1 pseudogene is annotated in these 679 nt (G+C 43.3%); it reads left to right on the top strand.

Annotated features, from left to right (window positions below):
• Window positions 1-400: 400 nt before the first annotated feature.
• Window positions 401-679, top strand: a pseudogene (locus R7190_RS27745) (GGDEF domain-containing protein); the annotation flags it as partial.

The following is a 679-nucleotide window of genomic DNA, read 5'->3' as shown; positions in this document are numbered from 1 at the left end:
TTTCAAGCCCACGCGACTCATTGACGGAGCTTAGAGATCATCGACTGACGAACAATGAGCTCAATAGGTACGCGGTTGATAAGTGGCTTAACGCCGTTAAATGATGCCATTCAGCGAATTGAGAATCGACTCGCCAACAACCGTTTTTATGCATTATCTGTATTTATCAACGTGCACACATCAAGGTAACTTTGTAACCGTCATCACCATATTGCAGGCAACATATCGATAGATATCGTAATAAACAAAACCCTTAGCGTCGTCACACCCAGAAAATTCCTTACAAGATTCAATCACCTCGCAACATGACTAAGTTCACATTTGGCGATTTTGTTATTCTATTTATCGCTAAAATACCGCCTAGAATAGACGTACATATCAATTTAAGTAGGGATAGAAGATGTCGACATTGGCCGGGGCTCGCCTAGAAGAAATGGCGGATATCCGCTCGACGAGAAAAAAGAAAATCGTTTTTCTGTGTTCTAGCATTGCCGCCACACTATTGGTGTACGGCGCTATCGTCCAATCGCTCGAAAATCATTGGGGGTTAAGCGTTTTGCATGCCTTCAGTGCCATCGCCTGCTTAGGGATCTGCTATCTCATAAAAGTACAAAGGCATCACAAATATGCCGATTTACTGCTCAGCGCCGTCATCATGTTTGAGGGGTTATTACTGCTT

The sequence above is a fragment of the Vibrio sp. 1078-1 genome (assembly GCF_033340475.1).
This window is presented reverse-complemented; position numbering and strand designations above follow the sequence as displayed.